The sequence below is a fragment of the Alteromonas sp. CI.11.F.A3 genome (assembly GCF_032925565.1).
In the GTDB taxonomy this organism is placed as follows: Bacteria; Pseudomonadota; Gammaproteobacteria; order Enterobacterales; family Alteromonadaceae; genus Alteromonas.
This window is the reverse complement of the sequence record NZ_CP136708.1, coordinates 1,149,065-1,170,501: the sequence shown is the minus strand read 5'-3', so window position 1 is coordinate 1,170,501 and position 21,437 is coordinate 1,149,065. Positions and strand designations below refer to the sequence as shown.

The following is a 21,437-nucleotide window of genomic DNA, read 5'->3' as shown; positions in this document are numbered from 1 at the left end:
TTGAAGGAGTTAAGAGATGAGTTTATACAACCCCAACGATTCCCGGGATAACTGTGGATTTGGCTTAATCGCCCATACCCACGGAGAAGCTAGCCATGCGCTAGTTGAAACTGCTATTCACGGTTTAGACCGTATGCAGCATCGAGGCGGTATTGCCGCTGACGGGAAAACCGGAGACGGCTGTGGTTTACTACTGCAGAAACCGGATGCGTTCTTCCATACTATCGCCGCAGAAAATGGCTGGAAACTCAGCAAAAAATACGGCGTTGGCATGATCTTTCTAAGCCAGGACCAGGCCCTTGCGCAAACTGCGCGTGAGGTGTTGAATGAAGAACTTGAAAAAGAAACCCTTAGTGTTGTTGGCTGGCGCGAAGTGCCTGTCGATCGCTCTGTTTTGGGTGAACTTGCTCTTACCGGCGTGCCACAAATAGAACAAGTATTTGTGAATGCACCAGCAGGTTGGCGCAAGCGCGATCTTGAACGCCGCCTTTATATGGTGCGTCGACGCGCTGAAAAGCGCCTTGAAAGCGATCCAGACTTTTATGTTGCCTGCCTATCTGGTTTGGTAACGATATATAAAGGCTTGGTAATGCCGAAAGACTTACCAGCCTTTTATTTAGATTTAGCCGACGAGCGTTTAAAAAGTGCTATTTGTGTATTCCACCAGCGCTTTTCAACCAATACGCTTCCACGTTGGCCGTTGGCTCAGCCGTTCCGTTTCTTGGCCCACAATGGTGAAATTAACACTATTAAAGGTAACCGAGATTGGGCAATGGCACGTGCATCTAAATTTGCTACGCCGCTTATTCCTGATTTGAAAGAAGCAGCCCCTTTCGTTAATACCGAAGGTTCTGATTCATCGTCACTTGATAACATGCTTGAGCTATTTTTAGCCGGTGGTATGGATTTATTCCGTGCCATGCGTTTATTAGTGCCGCCTGCATATCAAAACAACAAAACCATGGATAACGACCTACGTGCATTTTACGAGTTTAACTCAATGCACATGGAACCGTGGGATGGCCCTGCCGGTATCGTATTGACGAACGGCCGCCATGTGGCATGTAACCTTGACCGTAATGGTCTTCGCCCTGCCCGCTACGTTATCACTAAAAATGGCTTCATCACTCTTGCCTCAGAAGTGGGTATTTGGGATTACGAAGAAGCTGACGTTATTGAAAAAGGCCGCGTAGGCCCAGGTGAAATGCTAGCCGTTGATACCTACACAGGTAAAATCTGGCGTTCCACTGAAATTGATGAAGATTTGAAAGCGCGTCACCCTTATAAAGAGTGGCTCGATAAACATATTCGTCATTTGACCCCTATTGAAGAACTAGATGCTTCACTGATTGGTAAGCGCGTTTTTGATGACGACACCATTTCAGTATTCCATAAGCAGTTCAGCTATAGCTATGAAGAAATTCAGCAAGTTATCAAGGTACTTGCGAAAGACGGACAAGAAGCCGTAGGCTCTATGGGTGATGATACGCCAATGGCGGTCATGTCTTCACGCCAGCGTACCGTTTACGATTACTTCCGTCAGCAGTTTGCACAGGTAACTAACCCGCCTATCGATCCGTTACGTGAAAACCATGTAATGTCGTTAGCCACCTGTATCGGCCGCGAACAAAACGTATTCAGCGAAACCTCAGGTTATGCAGACCGCGTATTGTTTAACTCGCCAATACTTATGTATACCGACTTAAAACAGCTACGTGAATTTAACCCTGATAACTACTATTCAGAAGTGGTTGAACTTCAGTACCAACCGCAAGAAGGTTTGAAGAAAGCCATCGAGCGTATTTGTAACGAAGTAGAACACTTAGTTAAACAAAAGCGTGCGGCGTTCGTGATTTTATCCGACCGCAACATCAGACAAAACCGCTTACCTATTCCAGCTGCTATGGCCGTTGGTGCAGTACAGCGCCGTCTAGTTGATAAATCACTACGTTGCGACGCGAACGTAGTCATTGAAACCGCCAGTGCCCGTGACCCACATCACTTTGCCGTACTCATAGGTTTAGGTGCTACAGCGGTATATCCGTTCTTAGCCTACGAAACCATTGAGCAGCTTTGTGAAAAAGGCGAACTCGACATTTCACCAATGCAAGCCACATTGAACTACCGTAAAGGTATTAATAAAGGCTTGTACAAAATAATGTCGAAAATGGGTATCAGTACCGTGGCGAGTTACCGTAGCTCGAAACTATTCGAAGCGATTGGTATTAACGATGCGGTAATGGAACTGTGTTTCAGAGGTGTTACCTCGCGCCTTCAAGGTGCCGATTTCGACGACTTCCAACAAGATACGGTTAACCTAAACCGCGTTGCTTGGTTGAAACGTAAGCCTGTTGATCACGGTGGTTTGCTTAAGTATGTACATGGCGGCGAATACCATGCGTACAACCCAGATGTAGTTAGCACACTGCAAAAAGCAGTGATGACCGGCGAATACAGCGATTACCAGCAGTATGCAAAACTGGTTAATGAGCGCTCTCCTGCGCACATTCGTGACTTGTTAGCGCTAGACCCACAAAACGAGCCTGTTGATATTAGCGAAGTAGAAAGCGCGCAGAACTTGTTCCCGCGTTTCGATACCGCTGCTATGTCTATTGGTGCATTAAGCCCTGAAGCGCATGAAGCCTTGGCTATTGCTATGAACCGCTTAGGCGGGCAGTCGAACTCAGGTGAAGGTGGTGAACATCCATCACGCTTTGGTACTGAAAAGAACTCAAAAATTAAGCAGGTTGCTTCTGGTCGCTTTGGTGTAACACCGCATTACTTAGTCAATGCGAATGTTATTCAAATTAAAGTGGCTCAGGGCGCGAAGCCTGGTGAAGGTGGTCAGTTACCTGGCGACAAAGTGAATAAGTATATTGCTCAGCTGCGCTTCTCAGTGCCTGGTGTAACCCTTATTTCGCCTCCACCGCATCATGATATTTATTCAATTGAAGATTTAGCCCAGCTTATCTTCGACTTGAAACAGGTGAACCCTACTGCACTGATTTCAGTGAAGTTAGTGTCTGAACCTGGTGTAGGTACTATTGCTACGGGTGTAGCAAAAGCCTATGCAGACCTTATTACAGTATCAGGCTACGACGGCGGAACAGGCGCAAGCCCACTTACGTCGGTTAAGTATGCTGGAAGCCCGTTCGAATTAGGTTTGTCTGAAACACAACAAGCCCTAATTGAAAACGGCCTTCGCCATAAAGTACGCGTACAAACTGACGGCGGCCTGAAAACAGGTTTAGACGTGGTTAAAGCCGGTATTTTAGGTGCGGAAAGCTTCGGTTTCGGTACGGGCCCTATGGTGGCGTTAGGGTGTAAATACTTACGTATTTGTCACTTGAACAACTGTGCGACCGGTGTAGCAACACAAGATCAAAAGCTGCGTGACGACCACTTCATTGGTTTACCAGACATGGTAATGAACTACTTTAAGTTTATCGCCCAAGAAGTACGTGAAATTATGGCCGCCCTTGGCGTGACTAAGTTTGACGACCTTGTTGGCCGTACTGAGCTACTTAAAGTGATAGATGGTGTGACTGCGAAGCAAAACCGCCTTGATTTAACGCCATTGTTGGTAAGACCGAAAGCAGGTGAACATACCCGTCTATTCTGCTCACAAACTACCAATGAGCCCGTTGATAAAGGTGTGCTTAACGCACAAATGTTAAAAGACGCGCAACAAGCAGTAGTTGATAGCGAATCTATTGAATTGAAGTACCCTGTGCGCAATACCGACCGCTCGGTTGGTGCATTGCTATCAGGTGAAATTGCCAAGCACCATGGTAACCACGACTTTGAAGATACACCGATTAAAGTGAATCTTACCGGTACTGCCGGCCAAAGTTTTGGTGTGTGGAACGCGGGCGGCTTGCACATGCATCTTGAAGGTGACGCAAACGATTACGTAGGTAAAGGGATGACTGGCGGTAAGCTTGTTATTCATCCACCAAGAAATATTACTTACGATGCGCATGAAAGTGCCATTATGGGTAACACCTGCTTATACGGTGCAACGGGCGGTAAATTATTTGCTGCGGGCCGTGCTGGTGAACGTTTTGGTGTACGTAACTCTGGTGCCATTGCGGTAGTTGAAGGTATTGGTGACAACGGTTGTGAATACATGACCGGTGGTATTGTTGCAGTACTTGGCCCAGTAGGCGTTAACTTCGGTGCCGGTATGACAGGTGGTTTTGCGTACCTTATGGACGACAACGACGACCTCGATAACCGTGTAAACCAAGATCTTATTGAGATTATGCCTGTTGACGGTAAAGCGATTTTAGTAGAGCACTTACGTGGCCTTATTAATCAGCATTACGAAGAAACTGGCAGCGACCATTCGTTAGGCTTGCTAACCGATTTCGCGGCAACGCTGAAACGCTTCAAGCTTATTAAGCCGAAGACCAGTGATGTGAAGAACCTATTAGGCCACATCAGTCGTTCAAGCGCTGAATTGCGCATTCAGGCTCAGTAGGAGGAGAAAAGTTTATGGCAAAGAACGTATACCAGTTTGTCGATGTTGAACGTATCGATCCGCCGAAAAAGCCGATCATGGTGCGTAAACACGAGTTCGCTGAAATTTATCAGCCGTTAAGTCAATCACAAACCGAAGGCCAAGCAGATCGCTGCTTGGACTGCGGTAACCCGTATTGCGAATGGAAGTGCCCAGTACACAACTACATCCCTCAATGGTTAGACCTTGCGAATGAAGGTCGTATTATTGAAGCGGCTGAGTTGTCGCACAAAACCAATAGCTTGCCAGAAGTATGTGGCCGCGTTTGTCCTCAAGACAGATTATGCGAAGGGGCATGTACCCTAAACGACGATTTTGGTGCGGTAACCATTGGTAGTATTGAAAAATACATTACCGATACCGCATTTAAAATGGGCTGGCGCCCAGATATGTCTGACGTAGTTTGGACGGATAAGAAAGTTGCTATTGTAGGTGCCGGCCCTGCCGGTTTAGCTTGTGCCGACATTCTTGTTCGTAACGGTGTGAAGCCTGTTGTATTTGACAAGTACGAAGAAATTGGCGGCTTGCTAACTTTTGGTATTCCATCGTTTAAGCTTGAAAAAGACGTGATTAAGCTTCGCCGCGAAATCTTTACCGACATGGGTGTTGAGTTTGTACTTAAGACTGAAATTGGTAAAGACATTGAAATGCAAACCCTGCTAGATGACTACGACGCCGTGTTCTTAGGCATGGGTACGTATAAATCAATGCAGGGCGGCTTTGAAAATGAACATGTACACGGTGTTCACGATGCCTTGCCTTTCCTTATTTCAAATACAAACCGCGTGATGGGTCTTGAAAAAGACGAAGCCGATTTTGTTGATATGAAAGGCAAACGCGTAGTGGTACTTGGTGGTGGTGATACCACCATGGACTGTGTACGTACGTCTATTCGCCAAGAAGCCGACCGTGTAGTGTGTGCATATCGTCGTGACGAAGAAAGCATGCCTGGTTCTCGCCGAGAAGTAGTTAACGCAAAAGAAGAAGGGGTTGAATTCATGTTCAACATTCAACCTTTAGACATTGCTGTTGATAGCGAAGGCAAAGCTTGCGGTGTTAAATTCGTGAAAACCGAAATGGGCCCACCGGATATTAACGGACGTCGTCGTCCAGTTGAAATTGAAGGTTCTGAGCACGTGGTTGAAGCAGATGCAATTATTATCGCGTTTGGTTTCCAGCCTAGCCCTGCCCCTTGGTTTGCTGAGTTTGGCATTATGCTAGACGAAAAAGGCCGCGTACGCGCGCCTGCTGCCGGTAAATATGCTTTCCAAACCTCACACCCGCAAATCTTTGCAGGCGGTGATATGGTGCGTGGTAGTGACCTTGTGGTTACCGCTATCGACGAAGGCAGAAAAGCCGCAGACGGAATCATGGATTATATTGGCGTTTAATATTAGCGTTTAATATCGACGTGTAAAACGGCACGTTAACCATGCCCCGCCGCATGTAATCTATTTAAAAGCTCGCTAAGGCGAGCTTTTTTGTGGCCAATATATCTAAACCTTCAAATAAATCCGCTCTGGGCGCCTTCACCTATAACATACTTTGTAACAACCTACTGCTAGCTTTCTACAAGCTCAAATGTATAGTATATTTAACATTGAGTTAAATTTAACATACACAAAGTAAAATTTAATCACCATTATTAGGGCATGGAGAAAGATAATGATTTCGTTCAGAGAGAAAAGTTTGTGGGTGTCTTTGTTAGTATCTGCGGTGATCGCCTCTATTTATGGAGATAGCGTATATGCACTTATATTTTTGCAACCAAATATTAGCCCTAGTGACACTACCGCCCTCATCGTGCGAATTACTATTGCCTTCATTATCTTAGAGGTAGCTTTGCATATTGCGTTAGCCATGAGCCAGCAAGAAGACGCCAACACACCTGAGGATGAACGAGAGCGTTTTCATCGACTTACCGCGAACAATGCGGGTTACTGGGTACTGTCAGTTGGTATCGTGAGCTGCGTGATACAGCACATGATCAACAGTAACATCGACTTTGAAGCGCAAAATAACTACACCAATTATGCTCTTGCACCTATCGAGCTAAAATTAGTCCTTATTTTTTGGCTATCGGAAGTAACTCGCTTCGGTACTGAGATTTACTATTGCCGGAAAGAAAGTTAATGGTTGATAAATACACAATTATCAACAATATAAGAACCTTACGCTTTCTCTCAAATGAAATGACTCAACAAGAACTAGCGTCAAAGGTGGGCGTTACGCGACAAACTATCATGGCAATTGAAAAAGGAAAATACTCCCCTTCCCTTGAAGTCGCCTTCAAAATTGCTTTGGTATTTAATAAGCCGTTTAATGAGGTATTTCAGTATTCGAAAGAGGAGGAGTGAAGCCATTAATACGCAAAAAATAATACCTTATAGACGTGCGCTTTAAGATATTTTTCTGATAATCAAAAGCGCCATTATCTTCTCAATAATAGCGCTTTGAACTAATTTTTCCCGTTGCGTATTAGTTTATGTCTGGGATAGCACTCGCATCTTGGGTAATCTTACCTACGCCAGCGTGGTTAATAACACGCTGCTTCACAACATCTGCGTTATCAAGTTCATAGTCGTAAGGTACTTCATAACTTGATGTGGGAGTTGCATCTGGCCCAGCGACAACATCCCCTTCTGCAGGCTCAGACCACGTAACCCCTTCACCAAATATATTGCCCGACGTGTTCCAATATCCAATAACTTCGGAGTAGAAAGATACTATTGGGTTTTTGGTATTCTCAAATACATTGTTCTCAACTTGTAATTCAGCACCAATTCGCGAATTTATGGCGGTAGAAGATATTTGGTTATAATAATTATTATACAAATGCCCGTGGCCATAGCGAAATAGCGGCAGACGAGATTCAATATTCTCAAAACGGTTGTGATGGAAGGTAATTAAGCGCTCAGTGTTTGCACTTGCAGTATCAGTTTCGGTATGACCATGTAAGGATGCCTTCCAGTGATCATGAAGGTAATTGTACGAAATAGTGATATTTTTTGCGCCCCGCTTACTATCAACCAACCCATCGTAAAAGTCTTTATCTACCGCTAAGGTGCTATATAGCTCGTTATGGTCAATCCAAATATTACTTGTGCTTGAGCCGTCATTATCACCTTCAATAGAGATAGCATCTTTACCTTCTGTGAGTACATGATGGATACGTAAGTTGCGAATAATCACATTATTGGCACGTTTAATTAAAATACCGATTCCATCAAATTCACCTCTGTTCGCCACACCAATAATCGACACATCATTCATATCGCGTATTTCAATAGCTGCCCCCGTGCCTCCTGAGTTGGCATCAGTAATAGTGCCGTCAATATAGACCGTTACCGGTGTATTCGCAGCACTTGCATTTTCCAGTGCGGCCTTTAAATCCAACCCATTATCTACGGTAACGACAGTTCCACCCGCTCCACCTGTTAAATCAAAACTATACTGAGCGAAACCGCTTGCCGTCAAGGTAGGTGCCGGCGCCACCTCAGGTACATCTGGTGCTTGCGGTGCCCAGCCTTCACCATTGTTATAATGAGAAAAAATATCGCTTCGATTGGTAAGCGCAGCAACCTCACTATCAGACAAAATGTACACGAATTCCCGAGCTGAAAGATCTAGTGGGTTACCGTTAATGTCCATACTGCCATACTCGCGCCAGCCTGCCGTCGATGTTGCAGGACTAGGGTTGGGTGCTGGTTGATCTCGGACACCTTCACCCGCCCAGCCTGTTGTGGCAATGTGAGTATCAAGTCGATTATTGATAAGGGTGACATTATCGAAGTAACTAGCACTTCCGCCACTGCGTGCAATATAAGTAGAGTTATCAAGTACACCATTACCAATAGGACCTGGACCATTGGTGAATTGATTGTTTAAGAAAATAAAACCTTTGTTGGTAATCTCAGGAACTCTTGCCTGCAGAATGTATCCGCCAGCGGTGTCTTCCTCTGGGTCCCCATTTTTAGAATCACCAATGGTTCGGATTTCACTCTCTTCAAACAATGCAGTGTCAACATAGCCCCATATGAAATCTACATTGCCTGCCACTAACGATTGATAAAACCAACTGAAGCCTTTAAGTAAGAGCGTATCTTGTTCACTGACGAAGTTCATGCGCACCGCAGTTAACCTTCCTGCATCGCTATTAAAATAAAGCGTTTCTGCTTGGTTTGAATAGGCATTACTTCGAATATGTGAATTTTTCAGGGTAAAGTTATTAAAGGTTAAGTCATCTACCCCCTCTATAAGAAATACACTTCTTCCGCCTGAAGGAGTACCTGTTGAGGGCGCTTCGCTTTTGCCACTCCCGCTGTTAAAACTTTCAAAGTTGTCGTAATAAACAAGGGTATTGTCACGGCTCTCTCCTTGCAAAGTAACCTTGTTGCTACCCCGTAAGAACAGCATTTCTTGATATTCACCTTCTCTAATCGTGACGGTCGACGGTGTATCAACAGGTATATTTTGCATAATGTGGTTGAGCGCGCCCTGCACCGTACGAAAATCGGCCTCAGCGTCGTCATCAACGACAATCGAATTACCTGAAGGAGCGGCCTCTCGAGTACTAAAGGCCCAATTAGCATCTTTCCCGAGGCCTACAAATGTTTCACCATTCAGCGTACCGCTGGTTAAGACGTTATCCCCAATAGACACATAATAAGAATGACCGTATTCGAGTGCATTTGTATGAGGTTTAATAACAATTGAACTCCCCTTAATATAAACTGGCCGATAATTAACTTTGCGCTGTCTTTCCTGCCCTTTAAAACCAATATAGTCGGTATCACCAGCTACGTTCACCACATCGACAAGCGTATCGTCAGCCGCGCTGTAAATGCGAACCTCACCGCTACTACCTAACGTGGGCGTATCGTCAAACGTCAAGGTGAGTAGCGTATCGACATACGCATTTTGATTGCCAGCACTGGGGATCGTATCCGCAGACAAATCACCATAAGCGGCCGTAGGCATAGTAAATCCTTCCTCGACAGTGACAGTAATGAGCTTTACTAAAGTAGGATCAGAACCCGACGTGATTGTGACTATCGCATTTCCTTCAGCCGCAGGCGTAAGTGTCACAAGGGGGCCATCTTGCACAATCGTTACTACATTGGCATCACTGGTTGTTACGGTAAATGTATCTTCGGTAATACCATCATCTTGCACAGCGGTGACATAAATAAACAACGGATCGTTACTGGTAGTGGTTTCCCAATTAGGCTCTTTATAATCGAGCGTAAGCTGAATCGGTTTTATCGACGGGTTACCCACTTTTAGGTCATCTATTTCAAAAGATCTGTTGTTGGTAAAAATTCCTATTAAACCCGTTGCGTTATAGGTTGAATCCACAGTACTACCCATGTTTTCACCATCGAGGTAAACCGTTAGGGTTTCACCATCCATTTCAAAACGTACTCGATACCAAGTGCCATCAGTTTCCTCTTTTTCACCTAGCAAGATAGGTGATTTTTTCTGCACAGGACGGGCAATGCTACCATCGGTACTAATCGCTACTTCAACTTGCGTGCTACTCGATGAGTTTTGTACATTAAGTCCCCCAGCATACCAGTTGCCAGCACTATCATAACGCCCCATCAAGAAGAGTTGTTTGTTACGAGTAGTACTATTCTGACGCGGACGAATACGGGCTTCGACATAATAATTGCCGCTTTCAGGTAATCCACCTAGTGCCGTTTCTTTAACTAACAAAATTTCCCCGCCTTCACCACCAGCGGTATATCGAAGAACGTTATTGCCATTATCATCAAGAATATCGAATACGCCTTGAGGTCCGTTATTGCCTGCATCGTCTGCAATCAAGGTTAAGTTATCCAATGAACCTTCTGCAAAATCGTCACAAAAATAAAGTTCTGGCTCGCTATCACAACTGAACTGACTAGTGTTAGGCGCATCACCAACGTAGGCGATAACCACGTTATCAATCACTACTTTACCGCCACTTTCAGTTCGCATTTGAATAAACGATGTGGGCGTTGCAATCAATCCTTCTATCGTTAACCTTTGGCCTGGTATGAGGGAGGTAATGAGTTCGCTGTAGAACTTAGAATCACTGCCATGTATCGACTTACCACTACTACTGGTATTGTTATCAACATAGAGTTGGAAGTTGTTATTAGCTTCGGCATCTTCTATGGCAATCACATCCATGCTAATTGTGTATTCACGGCTTAAATCAAGCACACCGGTCGTGGTGGTATCTTCAGCTGTGGTATCGGTTTCGGGCGTGGTATTACCCAGCGTGAATCGAGCGCTGTCCATAGATAATTCGCCGTCAGTGATGGTAATACCTGAACCACCACCAGTAACACTATAAAAAGGCGTGGTAGCGGCATCGGTCGCTTTATACTCTGCACTAAAGAAAGTGTCGATATCGGTTTCAAACGTTTCATCTAACAAAACATTCGCTTCGATATACTCAATATGAATATTGTCGATGACGACAACAGAGCCACTTTCGGTTCTAAACTGTAGGTATGAATTTGGTGTCGCTACCTGCCCTTCTACGGTCATGGTAGTCCCTGCCACTAAATCAACCACTGGTTCATTAAAGAAGCGTGAATCGCTCCCTAAGTGCGAGTTGGCGCTACCTGAAGTATTATTATCTACGTAAATTTGAAAGTTATTATCGCCTTCCGTGTCTTCCGTTGAGACAACATCAAATACCACCATGTATGGACGACTTAAATCAAGCGCACCGGTAGAAGATGTATCGTCAGGCGAACTTATTACACCGGGCTCTGTATTTCCTAACGTGAAACGACCTCCATCCAGTTCAATACCAGTTGCAATCTGTGTTACCGAGCCGCCGGTAATATTAAGCATAGGAACCTGCTCACCAGCCTGATTCTCTATAGCAGCAAAATTAGTTGAAAATATATCTTCGCTCTCACCAGCAAAGCTGAACGACAGGGGTAGGGATACGCTTGGAATAATAACGGGTTCGTCCGGCTCTGTAGGATCGGGTTCTGATGGCGGAGGCGGTTCAACCGCATCTGCTATCGTCTCAATTTTTAAATTATCAATGGTAATTGTTGCACTTGAGTCTGTGCGTAATTGGAAGAAGCTATTAGTGACAGTACTGTCAAGTATTTTGGCATCAGGGGCTGCGGGATCACCGCCGCCAATGTCGTCGCCAGGCTCGTAAGTGTAGGTGAAGCGTTCACCCGCCACTATTGCGCCGTCAGCTAAGCCTTCACTCACAAATTTAGAAGCAGCACCATGGACAGAGTTATCTTGCCCAGTAGTGTTGTTGTCGACGTAAAGCGAGAATGACCCTCCACTATTATGAGAAATAACATCGAAGCTAATAGTAAAACCTTCACTCAGGTTGTAAATTCCCGAGCCAACAGTATTAGATGCTGATGTATTTGCACCAGGGTTTTGAGCGGCATTTCCAATGCTAAAGCGATCGCCTTCCAAGGTAAGCTGTCCTGTAGAGGCGTCCACTAATGGGCTACCACCGGTGACATAATAAAGCGCACCGGCGTCGGGCTCGTCATTTAGTCGTTTATAGGAAGACGAAAAAAATGTATCGGTATCGGTATCAAAATTCTCTTCTAGTGCGGCTTGAATAGCGTTCGCGGCCTCCTCTAACTTCACCCGTTGCGCATCAGCCTGAGCTAAAGTGAAAGCGAACAAATATGCTGAGGGATCGTCTTTGGCCAGACAACTTTCAACATGTAATGCCAACGCGGTAGAAGTCGCTTCCTCGCCCGCTACCAGACATAGGCTGTATACATCGTTTACCGTATTGTATGCACGAGAAATAAGGTGCTCAGTCTGATCGTCATAATTTAGCGTAATAACTTTCCTGCCAAATGAAAACGTGTAAGTACCAGTAACGTTAGCCTCTCCATGAACTCGCACAAAACCACCCGCTAAATTTGTTTCATCGCTTGGCGTAAAGGTATAAGTGGCCTGAGAAACCGTGCGCCCTTCAGTATTAGGGGCGTATATGTCACCAGTGAATTTTGTCACATCGAACGTATTGGGAAACAATGTACCAAGATCAGTTTCCAGATAGTTGACGAAGTGAGTGACGGCAGTTGCTTTATCAACAAGGGTATTACTCGCCCCACCTGCCGAGCCTAGCCAAACTTCTACGTCGGCAGCAAAATCAGTATCTGATTGATTAAAGAAATCCCCAAGTGACTGTCCGTCATCGAGAGTGGCCACTGCCACATTAGCCGCACTATCGCTAAGAGTAATACCATTACTAGCATCGCCATCAATATCTAACGACTGAAGCAAACGAATGGTATTCACTACCGATTGATTAAATGGGTTGTCGGTAGCGAACAAATCTAAAGGTGATATAACACTGGATGCTGGCGCCTCAGGAAATATGAGGTCACCGATATGAAAGCTTAATTGCTCACCTCTAAAATAAGAAAACTCTCCACTGGCATTGGTTATGTCATTAGGGACCGATGCAGAGGTATAACCCAGTCCCGACACTGGACTGTCAACAAACACCCCTGTTAATGCAGGATCCGGCGGAAGGGTAACATTAGTGCTGCTTTTTTCGCCGCAGGCGCTAATAAGAATAACACCGCCCACAAGGGCTGCTATTTTTGTGAGTTTCATGGTACTCAATCTCCATTTTCTACTGGGCGCACTACGCCTTAAATTGTCCGCTCCAGCGATATAGTGTGGATAAGGCCGGGTTACTCCGGCACAAACAATTAGTAGAATTTAATATTTACGCCAAGCTGATAGCTGCGACCATACTCTTCCTTTTGAAACAGCACGTTGCCACCACTTAGGTCATTGCCTTCGAAATAACGCAAATCGGCTTCATCGGTAAGGTTTATTGCATCGAAATACACTTGGGCATAATCGGTGATGTCGTATTGAAGTTTAAAGTCGAGACTTTTTACGTCATCTTGGTATTGGTCACCCCAAACCTTGCACGCTTTAGCATCGTTCAAATTAGCAGAACCTGGACAAGAACCAATTTGCTCAAGTACTTCTGAGCGCACATTGCCAATTAATCGAGCCGAGAAGGTTTTACTTTCCCACCCAATAACAAGGTTAAATGTAGTATCAGCCTGATCGGGTAAGGCCACAGTCCCTTGTCGAATACTGCTATCCAAAGTGGCTTCGCTGTCTAGCAAAGTCGCGTTGCTTTGCAAGAAAAAGCCGTTTTCAAAGTATTGGTTATAGCTAAGCTCTATCCCAAATACGGTGGCTTTATCTCCATTCACGGTAATGTTGATTTCGTTGAGGTATAAATCTTGTGGAATGACAAACTCGGTCACTTGGTTAACCGGTAACGTAAGGGGAAGCTCATCAAGCGACATGCCTATGCCGTTAACATCAACAATAAAATTATCGATGTCTTTGTAAAAGACAGCCGCTTCCATGAATAAGTTTTCGCTGGGATACCATCCAACTGATGCATCGTAATTAATCGACGTCATTGCCAATAGATTGGGATTGCCAACATCTAATGCATTGTCAGACCCCAATACAAACTGACTGAGCTGCTGTAACGAAGCGCCACCTTGGCTATCGTCACAGTCGTCAGAGCCCGGTGGGCACAGCTCAATATCACTATCAAAAATGGCATATGCTCGGGCTTGTTTAAAGGATGGACGTGTAAAGCTGGTCCATACCGCTCCCCGAACTAACAGCGTTTCAGAGGGTTCCCATTTTACGTGCACACTTGGGAAAAACTCACTGTATTTTATGGTTGCATCAGGAAGAGGAATAGCAATATCTAACGTACCCGCTCCTGCCCCATTAAACTCAAAGTCATCGTTTTCAAGTGACATATAACCCGCAGATGAAAATTCTGTTTGTGCCCACCGACCCCCCGTTGTTAACGTTGCGTCAGCTCCAAGGGGAAGTTCAGCCATTGCGTAGACCGCTTGTGTATCTTCAACAATACTGTAGTCGCCTTTAGTACTTTCTATTGATACTTCACCATTGGTCGCGGGCACGACCGTTTGCCGTGTAGCATTAACAATGTCATCAACAACACTGCGACTTTCGAAGGGCAATTGAAAGGCGCTGTTAGCTGGAATACTGCTTTCATAATCAGCTAGGGTTGAATTAACCGCCGCAATACACGCCTCATCGCTACAATCACCTGCGGACGGATCGAAACTCCACCGGTCTTTATCACGCACATGGTCTCGTTCGGTAACTTCGGCCCCAATCTTAATGAAGTCTAACCAGTCGTTGAATACATCGGTGCGTAAATTTAAACTGAAGGTCTTAATCTCATCAACGCGGTTGCCTCCTTCGAGAAACAAATTATCGAATTGATAATTGGAAAGGTCAGAGCCGTCTCCACTTCCCGACGTGCCAAAGATGCTGTTATTAGGGTCATAAGAAAGACCAGCGATACTTGCTGCTTCATCTGGACTAAGCGTTTTTGCGCGTATGTTATCCCTAGATGCTTGACCATATACAATCAGGTCCCGCTCCCGAAATTGCACCCGTCTGTCGCCATTTGAGTCCTCGTCAGAGCGGGACTGAGCATACTCATAATCAAATACAAACCTATCGGCAATACGATTTTCTCCCCCAATGCTGAAGGTTGCCGTCTTGTTTTCACTTTCTTGAATAAAATGCTGATGAAAAACATCAATATCGCTGAGAATAAATTCTTTTGTTTGACTATTTACGTAAACAATTTCGCTATTTCCTACCGAACCAGCATCTTGAAAATCGTAGAACTCTCTTAAAGCTAAATCATCATCTTCAAATTGAGTGTAAGTCCCTTTAACATAGTAATACGCATCTGGTGAAGGCTTGTACTCAATATTGAGGGCTGCGGCTTGTCTGGTTCTTCCTGCTATCTCTCGGCGAACTTCAAGTTGAGCAGGGGCGAGAATTTCTTCTCCCGCTGCAATTTCTTCATCCGTTTTACCTAAATCAGCAGTATAAAACTTCATTTCATTAGTACTATGATGACGCGTTTCGTCTATTTGGCTTTTTCGATCTTCATGAGAAAGTGCAAAGCCTATTCCTAAGGCCCCCTCTAGAAAAAACTGGGTGCCGTCGATACTAAATTTAGGAGAATGAGCTTCACGAGCATCTGAGTATGCATCTTGAATGCGCATTTTTAGGGTATTTTTTCCTCGATCAAAGGCCGAGATTGCTTTTACGTTAACGGTTCCACCAATCGAATTTAAGTTCTGATCTGGGGTCAGCGTTTTCAGTACTTCAATGGTTCCCAGCAAATCGGCTGGCAGAGCATCAAGGCCTACTTTACGCTCTTCGCCAGCGCCAGACATCTGTGACCCATTCATGTTGATAGAAACAAAGCCAGGACCAAGACCTCGAACCGTTACATACTTCCCTTCACCTTCCGAGCGCTGAAGCGTAACGCCGGGCAATCGTCTAAGAGACTCTGCAACGTTTTGGTCAACAAAGTTCCCTAAGTCATCCGTCGAAATCACAGAGCTAAACCCGCTTTTCATCCGCTCTAAATCACGAGCTTTCAAATCGGCCTGCTTTACCCCTTTTACTTCAACCACTTCTATATCATCAGGGGTGTCACTAACTTGGGTTTGTTCGGTTTTTTCTTCAACCGATTCATTGGTTTGTGCCATGCCTGAAAAGGCTGTGGAAACCGCTAGCGCAAGCGCTGTCCATTTAAACACTTTCATGTTTTGAACTCCTAAATGCCAAAATCAACACAGCGCCGAAGCTGCCTTTGCCGTGCCACCGGTGGCATTATGTATCAAAACAATCGAAGTGCAAACAAAATTTAACCGCTTATTAACAAAATATTAATATATGAATCATTTACTCTGCTGTGGGGTAATTCCAGCAAGGATTTTCCACCTTGTCTCACTAATAGGCTGGTGATTTTCATTATTAAAAGGCGTTTTCAGGTTAAAGTATTCACTATAAACGTCCCAATCCATCACATCTAACTCATTATCTATAATACCCTTTTCAAACTTATAAGCATCATCTCTGAGCTGAGCGAGAATGCGACTATCGACAGGATCTAACTGCAAGCCATATCGGGTTTGATTTGCCCCTATGTCTTCTTTAATAATTAGTGCTTGCCAACTTTCTTCTGCACTCAGAATAGGGTCTTTTAACGCTTCAATAAGCTCTGCTTTAAGCGGTTTATCTTCTAAGACATTGTCTAAAATAAGCTGTGCAACTGGGGTATTTATCTTAAGTTTCTTAACAACAATACCTAAACGATTATTGGATGTCATTTGGGGGTGAGAACGCATCACATTGCCGGCAATAAAAACCGACGTGGCGGGGTTATCAAGGGCCCATACTTGATAGAACCATACTTTCTTTGTGGCTGGTCCGGGTATGTATACATTACCCACCAGGTTAACTTTCCCATTTTCCCCACCATAGGTAGAGTTACTCTGCCAATTGGCAATAATATTGTTTCTGATGTCAACAAATTCATTTTTCTGAGCATAAGGAGGCTTAAGCCGCCATCCATTAATTCTAGGATTTCGGCTAGTATGATTTGCAAGTAAATTTTGTACAAAACTAGCATGACTCCCCCCCCATATTCCGCCATACCCATGATTACCCTTGTGATGCCCCGCATTGTTGAGACTTTCAGACAAAACACTGTTTTGAAGAGTGAAACGTTCATTGTTATAGAAGGAGCCCACTTCGTCACTAGACCAGCTAAGCGAACAATGGTCTATTATGACATCTTTCGTATTGCGCACCGTAAGCGCATCACCCTCTTTGCTGAGGTGGCCGGGTCGAAAACGCAGGTGTCGAACAATAACTTGATTAGCCTTTATGCTAGTGGAAGCTCCCGAAATAACGATGCCTCTCGGCGAGGTATGCCCCGCGATAGTCAGGTTCCCATGCTTTATTTCAAGCTCCTTTTCCAAGTGAACAATACCTGAAACGCTAAACACGATGAGCCGAGGATAAGCTTGTCTTACTGCCCACCTAAGCGTACCTTTTTGAGGGGATTTAGCATTATCATTTAATGATGAAACGACCAGTACTCTTCCATGGTTTCCGCCTTCGGTATACTTTCCAAACCCTCTTGCTCCCTCAAACGCCAGCGGTGTTGCTTCACAGTTAGACAAACCGTAAAAGAAAATGACAGACGATAATATTAAACGAGCAGATACTAAATATTTCACACGACTTCCTCTTCATCGGTAAAACTATACGTTACGAGAATGCGAGCGATGGACTTCAGTTTTTCGCCCCATGCCTGTAATGCCTTATAGTCGGTTTTCTCGCCCTCTAATTCCACGGCTAGCATTGCAACAAGCTCTCCTTCCTTTATAAATACAGGAACCGAGAGCAAGGTCGTATTCCGTTTTTTGTAATAGCTCATGGCATATCCACGAGTACATACTTCAGTTCGATGTTTTGTAGCTAGGTTTTGATCGAAAAACGTTGTCTCTTCAGAGTATCTATGGGGTTCATAACGGTCGTGGTGCGTTAACATTATGTGACCGGGTGCAGAGTGAAAAAGTGGAAGCTTGCTTCCAGGACGAATACTTGAAATACGGCTAGGGTGAGCATCCAAGACATCAATAACAAATGCACAATAATCGCCTGGCACACATATTATGGCACTGCAGTCTGAAGATGTTAACAAAGAGGCAAGTGACGGTGCGATAAGCCTTTGCACATAGCGAGCACGAGAATTAGCCGAAGAAATTTCGTAAACTCTACTCCCATAAAAATAGCGAGTTCCGCGTTTTTCAATTATCCGTTCACTCGATAATGTCTTTAATAATCTAAATACAGATGTCCGTGGCAAGTGAAGCGCCACTTCAATTTGAGTAGCCGTTAGCCCAGTCTTAGATTCGGCAATGAATTGGCACAATTGAATTGCTTGAAAAACACTGGGAATGATATATCGCTCCATTGCTTATTTGCTCCATATTTGAACAATGAAGTCGATATTAACATGAATTAAATAAAATGCTACCGGTGGCACTTAAGGCGCCCATTCAAAGAATCGGGCGCACATTTATTTACTGCCTAGTTAATTCAAACATTTGATTATCTGCTTGAGCAATGCAAGCCCACTGAATTATGTTAGCGCCATTGCCCCCGCCCTGCCCCGCGACATCAAGGCACAACTCGCTGTTTCTAGCTATAATTCTCCATTTTCCTGAACCAGCAGATTGAAAACGGAACATTTGATTCTGCGCGCCACTGTATTGTCCCAATTGAACATTTTCTCCTGCAGACGCCGAGCTATTTGTTACCTCTACACTTTGCTGCGGTGAGTTCAGTGGTGAAATACGATGCCAAATTCCATCCACTTGAGAAATGGTAAACTTTTGACAGTTATTGTCTAACCATTGCCATTGGCGAATATTCACTCCACTTGACGTTCCGCAGTTGGCTACATCTAAACTTCTACCACTGTGTACTGGGGTAATTCTATAAATTCCATTCACTGTGCCATTAACGACACCCGAACCACCATCGTCGCTCCCACCTCCATTACTGTCTAGTCCAAAATAAGTTTCAAATTCAGCTATTTGAGGTGTTGATGACGATGAATCAATGACAAAGTTAAGTTTGCCTACGTTTACATCTGAAAACGTTATCGGTTCAGGAATAGTATTTCCTGACGTAATGAGTGCGCCTGTGTCGTTATTGACCAACCTCCAAGACGTAACTCGTCCTTCAGCGCCGCTTCGCTCTACAATTCGAACCGCATTAACCGTGGTATCTAACCCTTTAATACTAATTCGACCAGTTGAACCATTGGGAGACCAATAGGTGCTGGTATCACCATCTTTTACATTGCCATAGCTGGTTCCGCTTGCTTTTGAGCTTCCGTCAGCATCAGCCGATAGAGAGAGGTTAACACCGGTAGGGGTACCACCGTTATCACCACCACCGTTATCACCACCACCGTTATCACCACCACCGTTATCACCACCACCATTATCGCCACCACCGTTATCGCCACCACCTCCAGTGCTCCCACAACTACCATCAGATACTTGCAGATTTTTATTCGCGCCAGCAGTCTGCTGTAAAATACTACGGAGGCAAGAAGTGTTATCAAGGGTGTAGGAATACGGAATACTTACGCTCGTGGTAGAAACTACGTTTGGACCGGCAGGCTGATAATCATCATCAGACGAACTCCATGTGACACCACTTCCAAAGACATTACCTGCCACCTGCCAATCACCGTCAGTCGTGGTATAAAACGTTCCTAGCACGTCTTTAGCATCTTCGAAATAGTTGTTCTCAACTTTTACTTCAGCACCTGCTCGTGAATTTATGCCCGACGATTCAATACCATCGTAATGATTATTATAAATATGTGCAGTTGCCCCACGTACTAAGGGAACACGTGAATTTAAATTCTGAAAAATATTGTGATGATACGTTAATGGGCCATTGTTGACCTGGGATTCACTTGAGCCTACTAGACCCCCTCGGCCAGAATTGAGTAAGCGACTGTACGAAAGCGTGATGTATTTTGAATTATCCTTTACGTCAAATAAACCGTCGTACCCCTCGCTTTCGCCGCCACTTGCTTCTAATGTTACGTGATCTACCCACACGTTTCTAACATCGGTTTCAATTCCGATGGCATCGCCCCCATTAGACGTTGGAGAGCCGGATTTTTTAACATTTCGAACATGAACATTTCGTATAATAATATTAGTAGAATTCCGTATATGTATTCCAAGCTCATCAAACAAGGCACCTTGCCCTACCCCTATGAGGGTTACATTACTAATGTCTTTTAATTCAATTTTATCATCTGCAGTATTGCAGCTACTTCCTGACACTTTTTCGGTATTACCGTGATTTATAGTGCCTTCTACTTCGATAATAATCGGTGTTTCACTGGTGTTCCGATTACATAGAGCTTCATGTATCTGTTTGCCCGTTGTTGCGCGCACTACATTACCGCCATTGCCACCGGTTGCACCTCCATTTTGAGTATGAAAACCTGATGCATAAGCGCCTGACATTGAACACATAAGTAATACGGCCAACGAGGCCCTTCCATTCTTCATCTTAGTTCTAAAATTCATCTTTAACCCTTGAATTAATTTAATAAAATTAACAATTAACTTTTACTAAATATTAGAAAACAATACCTTCAATGATTATAGAAAAGACATTAAAGATAAAATAAAGTAAAAGCTCTAATGCAACTTAAAATATCTACTTAAGCCACCAAATGCTACCGGTGGCAATTATATGTTAGCTCAATTTCAAAAAAGTGTTATATAAATATTAAAATGAGAGTGAATTGTTAATATTAAGCATTTGCGCAAAACGATTGGTGCATAGTCTTGTTAGGTCTCGGGGGCATAATTTTTGAAGTTTAATGTTTAGGTATAGATTACGCTATATACTGGGTGCGAATGGGAAAAACGGTTGCAAAGTCGTTATATACCCATCATGTTATGAACATACCTTGTGCAACTACTTACCTATTGCTCTTATATAGTTAGCCCACTATTATCGATACAAAGAGTGATTACAGGTTAACAAGAATAATGGCAAGCGGTTTACGTAAAAGCATCAATATAGTTTTACTTGGCGGGCTAGCAATGGCCAGTCAAACTTTAGCCGATACTGTGACCACCAACAGTTCATTAGATGCACCTGTTGTTCAGTCTTGCCCTGCTTCCTTTTTTGACGTCTCGCTGATGGCCAATGCCCGTCAGTGTCAGCAATTCGACGATAGCTTGCCTGCTAGCTTGGTTTATTTTACTAAGCACACACCTAAAGATGTTATTGCCTACTATCAAAATGCCTATCCGCAATTTGTAAAAAAATCGCCGGTCAATCAACGCACCATGCTTGCAGCAATAGATGACTCAGTTCGTATTGTGGTGTCACCGGATAATATGGGCACGCAAGTTGATGTACTTATCATTAGTAAGCCGTAACCTCCCCTAAGTTTTATTTTCGCCTA

At 44.2% G+C, this 21,437-nt stretch carries 10 protein-coding genes; 5 read left to right on the top strand and 5 right to left on the bottom strand.

Annotated elements, in window-relative coordinates:
* The first annotated feature begins 16 nt into the window (after nt 1-16).
* The 4 genes from gltB (at nt 17) to R1T43_RS04940 (ending at nt 6,879) form a co-directional block, all read left to right on the top strand.
* Nucleotides 17-4,483 (top strand): glutamate synthase large subunit, encoded by a 4,467-nt coding sequence (gltB, locus tag R1T43_RS04955; protein ID WP_317353499.1) that lies wholly within the window; start codon nt 17-19, stop codon nt 4,481-4,483.
* A gap of 14 nt (nt 4,484-4,497) precedes the next feature.
* On the top strand, nt 4,498-5,913 hold the full coding sequence (locus tag R1T43_RS04950) for an FAD-dependent oxidoreductase (RefSeq protein WP_211071466.1): 1,416 nt from the start codon (nt 4,498-4,500) through the stop codon (nt 5,911-5,913).
* Nucleotides 5,914-6,187: 274 nt separating this feature from the next.
* Nucleotides 6,188-6,655, top strand: a complete 468-nt coding sequence (locus R1T43_RS04945; RefSeq protein ID WP_211071467.1) for a hypothetical protein — start codon at nt 6,188-6,190, stop codon at nt 6,653-6,655.
* A complete protein-coding gene (locus tag R1T43_RS04940; RefSeq protein ID WP_317353494.1) occupies nt 6,655-6,879 on the top strand; it encodes a helix-turn-helix transcriptional regulator in 225 nt (74 codons plus the stop codon). The genes R1T43_RS04945 and R1T43_RS04940 overlap by 1 nt, the downstream gene beginning before the upstream one ends.
* A gap of 121 nt (nt 6,880-7,000) precedes the next feature.
* Here the strand turns inward: R1T43_RS04940 and R1T43_RS04935 are convergent, their stop codons facing one another.
* The 5 genes from R1T43_RS04935 to R1T43_RS04915 form a co-directional block, all read right to left on the bottom strand.
* Nucleotides 7,001-13,138 carry a pectinesterase family protein gene (locus R1T43_RS04935; protein WP_317353491.1) on the bottom strand — a complete coding sequence of 2,046 codons (6,138 nt, stop codon included), beginning with the start codon at nt 13,136-13,138 and terminating at the stop codon, nt 7,001-7,003.
* Between the two features lie 98 nt (nt 13,139-13,236).
* Complete coding sequence (locus tag R1T43_RS04930) at nt 13,237-16,173, bottom strand: TonB-dependent receptor (protein ID WP_317353489.1); 2,937 nt, start codon at nt 16,171-16,173, stop codon at nt 13,237-13,239.
* Nucleotides 16,174-16,308: 135 nt separating this feature from the next.
* On the bottom strand, nt 16,309-17,655 hold the full coding sequence (locus R1T43_RS04925; protein ID WP_317353487.1) for a pectate lyase C: 1,347 nt from the start codon (nt 17,653-17,655) through the stop codon (nt 16,309-16,311).
* Nucleotides 17,652-18,395, bottom strand: coding sequence for an IclR family transcriptional regulator (locus tag R1T43_RS04920; RefSeq protein WP_317353485.1), 744 nt, complete (start codon nt 18,393-18,395; stop codon nt 17,652-17,654). Before R1T43_RS04920 ends, R1T43_RS04925 begins: the two co-directional genes overlap by 4 nt.
* Before the next feature lie 109 nt (nt 18,396-18,504).
* Nucleotides 18,505-20,526 carry an RICIN domain-containing protein gene (locus R1T43_RS04915; RefSeq protein ID WP_317353482.1) on the bottom strand — a complete coding sequence of 674 codons (2,022 nt, stop codon included), beginning with the start codon at nt 20,524-20,526 and terminating at the stop codon, nt 18,505-18,507.
* A gap of 543 nt (nt 20,527-21,069) precedes the next feature.
* Between R1T43_RS04915 and R1T43_RS04910 the strand changes: the two genes are divergently transcribed.
* The gene (locus R1T43_RS04910; protein ID WP_317353479.1) at nt 21,070-21,411 is read left to right on the top strand and encodes a hypothetical protein; all 342 of its coding nucleotides are present in this window, start codon (nt 21,070-21,072) and stop codon (nt 21,409-21,411) included.
* Nucleotides 21,412-21,437: the final 26 nt, after the last annotated feature.